The organism is Chitinophaga filiformis, from assembly GCF_900102545.1.
Lineage (GTDB): Bacteria > Bacteroidota > Bacteroidia > Chitinophagales > Chitinophagaceae > Chitinophaga > Chitinophaga filiformis.
The window spans coordinates 58,092-65,888 of record NZ_FNBN01000008.1; the positions used below are offsets into that span (position 1 = coordinate 58,092).

Below are 7,797 nucleotides of genomic sequence, written 5' to 3' on the forward strand. Positions count from 1 at the left end.
GCATACCCCAAAAAATACAAACTAGTTGGTATTGTTATTTTAAACAGCTTGTCTCACTTTTAATGTCCGGTTGGCTACATGGCCGCTGGCAATTCCATGTCATGGAGAATAGGTATTAACACCCAGTGGCCCCGACAGCTAACAGAACATTTCATAGTTCCGTTTGTTCATTGCGGGAAGGATTAAACAATTCCAGCAAGATGCAGCTCTCAAAAATCATTTTATGGCCGGAGAATAAAAACCTGGATATCAGGATTATACAATTCGTTGCGGGAAAGGTGAACTACATTATCGGGGACTCCGATACCGGGAAATCCAGTATATGGCCGATCATTGACTATTGCCTTTGCAGCAGCGAATTGAGAGTACCTGTAGGACCCGCCAGGGACTTTGCCAGCTGGTTCGGGATTGTGTTATCCCAGGGAGAAGAAGAGATCCTCATCGCCCGTCAGAATAGTGCGCTTAAGAATGAACAGACCCAAAAGAACCGGCAGTCGGTGTATATGCTCGTAGAAGGGAGTGGCATAGAGATTCCCGCCAGTCCGAGGAAGAATATAGACGAAGCCTCTGTTGAAAAGCTGGTGGCTGGTAAATTCAATTCTTTTCTGAATGAGATTCCCCGGAAGTTATGGGATGAGCATGAGCTCCAGGACAAAAAGATAGGGAAGATCTCGTTCAGGGATACGCTGACCCTTAATCACCAGATGCAATATGCCCTCCTGAATCCATCTTCCTTTATTGCTGATTCCCATTACATTTCCATATTAAAACTGAAGAAGGTATTACCCCTGTTATTATACAGTAAAGAAACGGCTTATTACAGGCTAAAGCGGGGCATTCAAAACAAGGTACAGAACGAGCAGAAAAACTTTAAAGGTCAGTTGTCAAATGTAAATGAGAGAATGGAACTGTTATACAGGGAAGCTTTCTCGCTGGGTCTTGTTGAAACTTATATGGATCCGGATGTGGTAAAGCCGGACAGTGATGATTTGCGAAAATACCTTGAAGGGGTTCTTTTTTCTAATGCCGGGCTCCTGGCAGCAGATGCAGCATTGAACAGTGAGCAACTACTTGTGTTGGGACGAATCATGGAATGCCTCGAATTTGCGCAGATCATTGATACGGTGAACAGGTCGGATTATGAATTGCAGATAGTAACATCCGATATCAACTCAATTGAATTTGATTCCCGGAGTAACGGTATTATCGATGAGGAACTGTCGGGGCTTTCAAAACTAATAAAAGCGTATGCAAGGAAACTAAGGCTGGAATATCTTGAATATACACCAATCTTCGACGAAAAGGCCGCCATACTAAGGTTTTTAACTCCGGTTGATCAATATGTGTATTTGTACCAGCTTGGAAATACACAGAGTTATGTTGGATATAATATCGCCACCTTTTTAAGCTTCCATGAGTTCTTCCTGAAAAGGGAACAGAACCCGATTTTCCCTTTTTTATTAATTGATCATCCCGGGCAGGCTTTTTCTACCGGGAGGAAAAGCGATGATGAGGGCCGTTTCCGGATACTGAGTGAATGTCTTGATTTTTCTGTGGAACGGTTAAAAAAGACTTTTCAGCTAATCATTCTGGAAAGAACGCCTCCTGAACAGTTATTACCTAATAGTGTCATCGTAGAAAACTGGTCAAATTCCTCAAAAAAAATGCTCATCCCGGATTCCTGGAAAATCAACAGCTAATGAGACACGGAAATAAAAATAATAAACTGGGTAGAAATTCCGCGCACAGAAATGCATTGCTGAAGAACTTAGCGCATGCCCTTTTTGAACATGGATATATTGCCACTACACTGGCAAAAGCCAAGGAACTACGGCCATTTGCAGAAAAGATCATTACAAAGGCAATCAAAGTTCATAAGGCTGAAACAATTGCCCGGAGAGTAGCGCTAAGCAGGCAGATAGAAAGGGATATTCATCAGTACGAAGTATACCTCAAACTCATAAATGTATGGGGAATGTTATGTCTGCACAGGCCAGGCGGGTATCTCCGGATTATTAAACTGGAGAGCCGCATGGGTGACAATGCGGAAATGGCGTATATAGGAATTGTACTCGACGAGAACTATACTGATGAGGCCAATTTTTCGGGTATTGCCGCCAAGTCAATGTTTACTAATCTAAGCAAATCCTTAGTTACTGACCATTTGATTAATAAAAGCCTGCTGGCACAATGGTACAATGCCAGAATACCGCAGATCAATATGCAGGGGAAGTTTGTAACAACTCAAAACAGGAAAATTATAACGTTTGAAATATTTTTCCATGGGGTGGAGCTTGAGGATGCCAATTGGCCAGTATTTAACAGAGAGTATGTTGACCTGCCTGTCAGTTTGCATATAGATACCGATTTGCCTGACAATGCGAACGTAGAATATAAAGTCAAAGCTGGTGAAGGTTTCAGAATCATGCCTTCCTACAATGAAAAAAGCATCATCAGAATACTGCTTTCTCCGCTAAAGGAAACTAAAATCATAAAAGGTGAAATAATCATCGGCAGACGAGAGAATGTTATGCCCCGGTTGGAGTATTGTTATTTAACCATCAGGGGGCCAATAAGTGATATATACATTTACAATTTCCTCAAAAAAGCTAGCAAATGACCAGTCAAGACCAGCTGCTTGCCATTAAGCAAAAGATCCAGTTCAAGTTTAGCAGGGTGCCTGGAGAGTCTGATAAAATAAAATTGCAGATTATTTATCTGAACAATCAGACAAAACCGATATACATGTATAAGAGCGACATTCTTAACAAAAGAACTAAGCTCAGCGATCATCTGGCTCAATTTATCAAAACCAGGCAGAAGAGAGACCTGTTTGATCTGGCATATATCGGATATGATATTTTTAAGAAGATTGACGATGCGTTGAAAAGCCAGGATGCCCGGTTTTACAATGTGACCTGGAAAAAGGATATATTGAACAATATAAACGATACCACGAAGTCATTGACTAAAGTGCAGAAATCCAATAAGATCCTGGAAGCGGTCTTTCCTGCTGATTTTTCATTCTTTGTTGGATTATTGTTTCCAAGGGAACCTGACAAGCAGGAATGGACGGATTACTCTACGAATGAACTGTTACAGCTTTTTTTCGATTTCCGCTTCAAGATAATTAACAACATTGATCCTTCTGAATATGAAGGAGGTATCTATTTAGCTGATGCACCACTAAAGAAGGGCGGCACTTTAAAAGTAATACATGCAACTGATTCGGAGATGTATACTTCGCCATTGGAAAAAAAATCATTAAACCATGATCCCGATATCGTAATACATGTAGTTGATAAGCGCAGTGACCTGATTGAATTCTGGAAGAATAAAGAACATCCCAGATTAATCCTGTTTTCTACCCACTATTCGGAGAGTGATTCAGAGCGTTTCTCATTCAAACTTACCCATGACGACTTTACAAATCATCATCTGATAAGGATCGGAGAAATTCCGGATGATCAAAAAGCGCTCCTGTTCCTGAATTGCTGTAAAACCGCTAATGTACCTTTCTCCGGCTTTTCGAACGTTTTAACAGATTTATATCCGAACTATTCGCTTGGTTTTATAACGACAGGATTCGATTTAAGGGGGCCTGATGCGGATGCTTTTCCTGATACGTTCCACAGGATATTTATGCAGGAGAATATGATGATTCTCGATGCATTTGTAAAGACAAAGAATTACCTCGTTTTCCAGTCAACAACACCTCTGTATGCCGCATTCGGTTATATGTTGTGGCAGGTAGTTCCTCACTTGACCTATGTTAAAAAATCTCTGAGAGGGGGAAACCGAAATGTGAAATAACATCCCTCGCTAATCCGCATTCAGATACTTCACCGGGTTTGTCAGCGCTACTTTCAGCGCCTGATAACTCACCGTCAGAATTGCAACAATCAACGCAAACGCTCCCGCCAGAACAAACATCCATCCACTGATCGGAATGCGATAGGCGAAGTTATTAAGCCATTTATCCATCGCCCACCATGCTATCGGGCATGATAAAAGAATGGCAATGAATACCAGTTTTACAAAATCCATTGAAAGTAATAATGCGATATAAGAAGACGATGCACCCAGTACTTTCCGTATACTCACTTCTTTAATGCGCAGTTGTGCAGTGTAAGCCGACAGTCCGAACAGCCCCATACAGGATATAAATATCGCGAAGGCAGCGAAGGCTTTGAATATAGTACTCATCTGATTTTCAGACGCATAAAGACGGTTAAGTTTATCATCGATGAAGGTATAAGTGAATGTACCGGATGGTGTCAACGCCTTTATTTTCCCTTCCATAAAAGTAAGTGCCGCTTGTATCCGTCCGGGTTTTATTTTCAGTAGCAGGTAATTGGCCCTGTAAGGGTCGTATTTGATCACAAGCGGATCTACCGGAGAATGCAGTGACGCAAAGTTAAAATCCTTCACTACACCTACTATGGAACCGGTGTCACCGTCCAGTATGACCCGCTCACCGATAGGCGATTTCAGCTGATAAGTCCTTACTGCCGATTCGTTGATGATAAACTCCATATTCTTCACGTCCGGCATTTGATTGAAGAAGTTCCGGCCTTCCAGCAAAGGGATCTGCAGAGTGGATAGCAGCCGCTCGTCTGACCACATAATACGGCTGTTGTTAAATGCCTGGTCAGGGTCTGAAGATACTGGTCTGAAAGACTGTGAGCTAAAGCGATCTCCCGGAAGAGTGGAAACGATAGCATAACTGGCAATGTCAGCATTCTGATTAATGTCATTGATCAATGCGCCAAACCTTTGCCACATCGGTCCATAGATCGTTATTCCTGCCAGTTGCTCTCTGTCAAATCCAAGGTCTTTGTTATGGAAGAATTTGATCTGGCGATAGATTACAATAGTACTGATGATCATAAACACGGACACAACGAACTGAAAAATGACCAGGCCTTTCCTGACAGTGTTTGCAGATGACCCGGGATTGCCTTTGCCTTTGAGTGCAGTGACCGGATGAAAACGCGCCACATTCCATGCAGGATAGCTTCCGGCAAGTAATCCTATAAATGCGACCAGTAATACAACGATACCCAGACTGGAAGCGGTCAGTACCTTAGACATATAAAGTGGCCGGGAGGCTATCTCATTGTAGAAAGGAACAGCTGATTTAAATACGACCAGGGCCAGTATGGTAGCAAGCATGGTGGTGATCATAGATTCTCCCAGGAACTGTATGATCACCTGCTTTTTAGTGGCGCCTACCACCTTACGCATGCCTATTTCCTTCATCCTGCCAAAGGCCTGTGCCGTATACAGGTTGATGAAATTGACCGCGGCAACCAATAATATGAATAAGGCTGCCAGGGAGAAAATCCTGACATAGGTAATATCGCTGTTTTGCCCCATTTCCTTTTCGAGTTTGGAATGGAGATGGATAGCTGTAACAGGCTGCAAGGCCACCAGCCGGTCAGCGATAATCTCTTCACGGGTTTCGCCTATCGGCAGATAGAATTTTACTGTAAAATCAGTCAATCGGGATTGTACCTTCGGAAGAGAGGCTGCTTTGTCCAGTACTGCGTAGGTATAAAAGCCATTCCACGTTCTGTTGGCTAATGATTCATCGCTCTGATGATGGTGAATAGTAGCCATAGACAGGAGGTAATCAAATTGCAGATGAGAGGGGAATGTATGCTCCCGGATGACGCCCGTCACCCGCAAAGGCGCGCGATTTATATCATCCTGCAGCACTTTGCCGACAGGATTTGCTCCATGGAAATATTTCTGCGCCATTTTCTCCGTAATGACGATATTGTCGGGTGCGGACAATGCTGTTGTCTTATCTCCAGCTACAAAATCAAGATCGAATACATCCGTTACCGTAGGATCAGCAAAAAAGCCGTCTTTCTCTTCAAATTTGCTCAGCGTACCATCGGGGGCAGTATAGCTAAATACCTGGTAGGGATAGGGCCTATGTAAGCGAGCCGTAGTAACCACTTCAGGAATTTCTTCCTGCAGGGCAGGGCCGGTAGGGAAAGAAGTAGCGGCCCAGTTTTGAGCGCCTTCGCCGCGGCCCAGCATGGTCACACGGAAAATACGATCTGCTTTGGAGTAGCCCTTGTCGTAGTTCAACTCCTGTTTTACGTGGAAAATGATAAGCAGGGAACATGCTAGTCCGAGTGCCAGACCAGTTATATTGATGGTGGTGAAGAGCTTATTCTTCCAGAGATTGCGTAAGGCTATTTTAAGGTAACTCTGTAACATACAATGATGGAATATACTAAGTATCCTCCAAGTAAGTGCCGGATTATTAATGTATTAATAATCAGTTATGTAGTTATAGGGGTTAGGACCAAAATGTCCGTTTTTAGTACAATATCTGTTCACTTTTAAATAATCTCGCCGTAGTTCGGTAGTTTTGTGACGGATTTCAACCTATAGACGAACATGAAACACTTATTGATCATTAGTCTGGCCTTGCTTTTCAGCCTGATAAGTTACGGACAGGAAAACTGGACCTTAAAGACCAACAAGGATGGTATAGCCATCTATACTAAAACTATCGAAAACTCTGCCTACAAGGGCATTAAGGTAAAGTGCTCTTTACAAGCCACCTTATCACAGTTTGTAGCGGTGATTATGGATGTTAACACGGCCACAGAGTGGTTATACAGCACTAAATCAAGCACTTTATTGAAAGAGATTTCTCCCGCAGAGGTTTACTATTATTCAGAAGTTGGATTGCCCTGGCCCCTGAGCAACAGGGATTTCGTTTGTCACCTGACAGCGAGGCAGGATCCCCGTACCAGAGTAGTGACAATTGATGGTCCTGTAGTACCAGATTATATGGCCGAAAAGGACGGTATTGTACGTGTGAAACATTCCTCCGGTAAATGGATCATTACACCGGCAGAGAATAACATGGTGAATATCGAATATACGCTGGAAGCTGATCCTGGTGGCAGCATTCCTGCCTGGCTGGTGAACCTGTTTGCGACCAAAGGTCCTATGGAATCTTTCAGAAAACTGAAGGTCCAGATCAATAAACCGCAGTATAAGAAAGCGCAGTATGCCTTTATAAAGAACTGACGGCTATCGTATTACCATTTCTTTCCTGCAACTTTTCCTACATACGTGCCCTGCATGTGTCGGCCGGCTACGGTAATGTCGTAGTCTATCGTGAAGGTTTCTCCGTTATTGCCGACATTCATAGTGCCTGCTGTTACACCTGTTATCTGATATCCGTTGCCATATACGCCGCTGGGTGTATATTTTACTATTACGTTGGAGAAGTTCTTCCGCTTGTCGTAAGCAGCGTTACTACGGTCCAGGTATGTGTACTTGCTGGAGAAATACAGACTGTCTACAAAGATCTGTACCGTGTTCTCAATGTATTCCGGCGCCCTGGGAACATTGGTGAGTACTAATCCCTCGGTGCCTGTCCAGTATGTATAGTCTGAGAGGTAAGATTGTCCTTCTATCGTAAAAGTCCCGCCTGTTGGTTTAACGTCATCTTCCTTTCCCCCTTTCCCGTCTTTCCTGCATGCGCTGACAAAAATACCTGCCGCGAGCATGTACAAAGCGAGTTTTTTCATAGATCTATGGTTTTTACAGATTGGATTGTTGTGGTAACAGGCTGATGCCGACCTGTTTACGGCTGCAAATATACATATTAATTTATTGCGTATATGCCATTTTCCCAACGCGTTTATTCCCGGGAAATACGGGGTTTATTCCCCCGGGGCATCCCGGACGTTTATTGCCCGGGGGGACCCGGGCATTTATTCCGCGGGGTTATCACCCCGGGCTACAAACAATGGGACTCCT

At 43.4% G+C, this 7,797-nt stretch carries 6 protein-coding genes; 4 read left to right on the forward strand and 2 right to left on the reverse strand.

The genetic code is table 11. The annotated features are described in order from the left end of the window. Positions 1-200 precede the first annotated feature (200 nt). Genes BLR32_RS26110 through BLR32_RS26120 form a run of 3 tightly spaced genes read left to right on the forward strand, consistent with a single transcriptional unit; the run spans position 201 to position 3,813 of the window. Positions 201-1,700 (forward strand): DUF3732 domain-containing protein, encoded by a 1,500-nt coding sequence (locus tag BLR32_RS26110; RefSeq protein WP_089836187.1) that lies wholly within the window; start codon positions 201-203, stop codon positions 1,698-1,700. After that, positions 1,700-2,620 (forward strand): 50S ribosomal protein L17, encoded by a 921-nt coding sequence (rplQ, locus tag BLR32_RS26115; protein WP_089836189.1) that lies wholly within the window; start codon positions 1,700-1,702, stop codon positions 2,618-2,620. Before BLR32_RS26110 ends, rplQ begins: the two co-directional genes overlap by 1 nt. Next, positions 2,617-3,813: a hypothetical protein gene (locus BLR32_RS26120; RefSeq protein ID WP_089836190.1), complete on the forward strand. Its 1,197-nt coding sequence runs from the start codon at positions 2,617-2,619 to the stop codon at positions 3,811-3,813. Before rplQ ends, BLR32_RS26120 begins: the two co-directional genes overlap by 4 nt. Positions 3,814-3,822: 9 nt before the next feature. Here BLR32_RS26120 and BLR32_RS26125 read toward each other — a convergent pair whose 3' ends face one another. Continuing rightward, positions 3,823-6,234 (reverse strand): ABC transporter permease, encoded by a 2,412-nt coding sequence (locus tag BLR32_RS26125; protein WP_089836192.1) that lies wholly within the window; start codon positions 6,232-6,234, stop codon positions 3,823-3,825. Positions 6,235-6,417: 183 nt separating this feature from the next. Between BLR32_RS26125 and BLR32_RS26130 the strand changes: the two genes are divergently transcribed. Then, positions 6,418-7,059 (forward strand): START domain-containing protein, encoded by a 642-nt coding sequence (locus tag BLR32_RS26130; RefSeq protein ID WP_089836194.1) that lies wholly within the window; start codon positions 6,418-6,420, stop codon positions 7,057-7,059. Positions 7,060-7,070: 11 nt separating this feature from the next. Here the strand turns inward: BLR32_RS26130 and BLR32_RS26135 are convergent, their stop codons facing one another. Beyond that, positions 7,071-7,565, reverse strand: a complete 495-nt coding sequence (locus tag BLR32_RS26135) for a hypothetical protein (protein WP_143011597.1) — start codon at positions 7,563-7,565, stop codon at positions 7,071-7,073. Positions 7,566-7,797 lie beyond the last annotated feature (232 nt).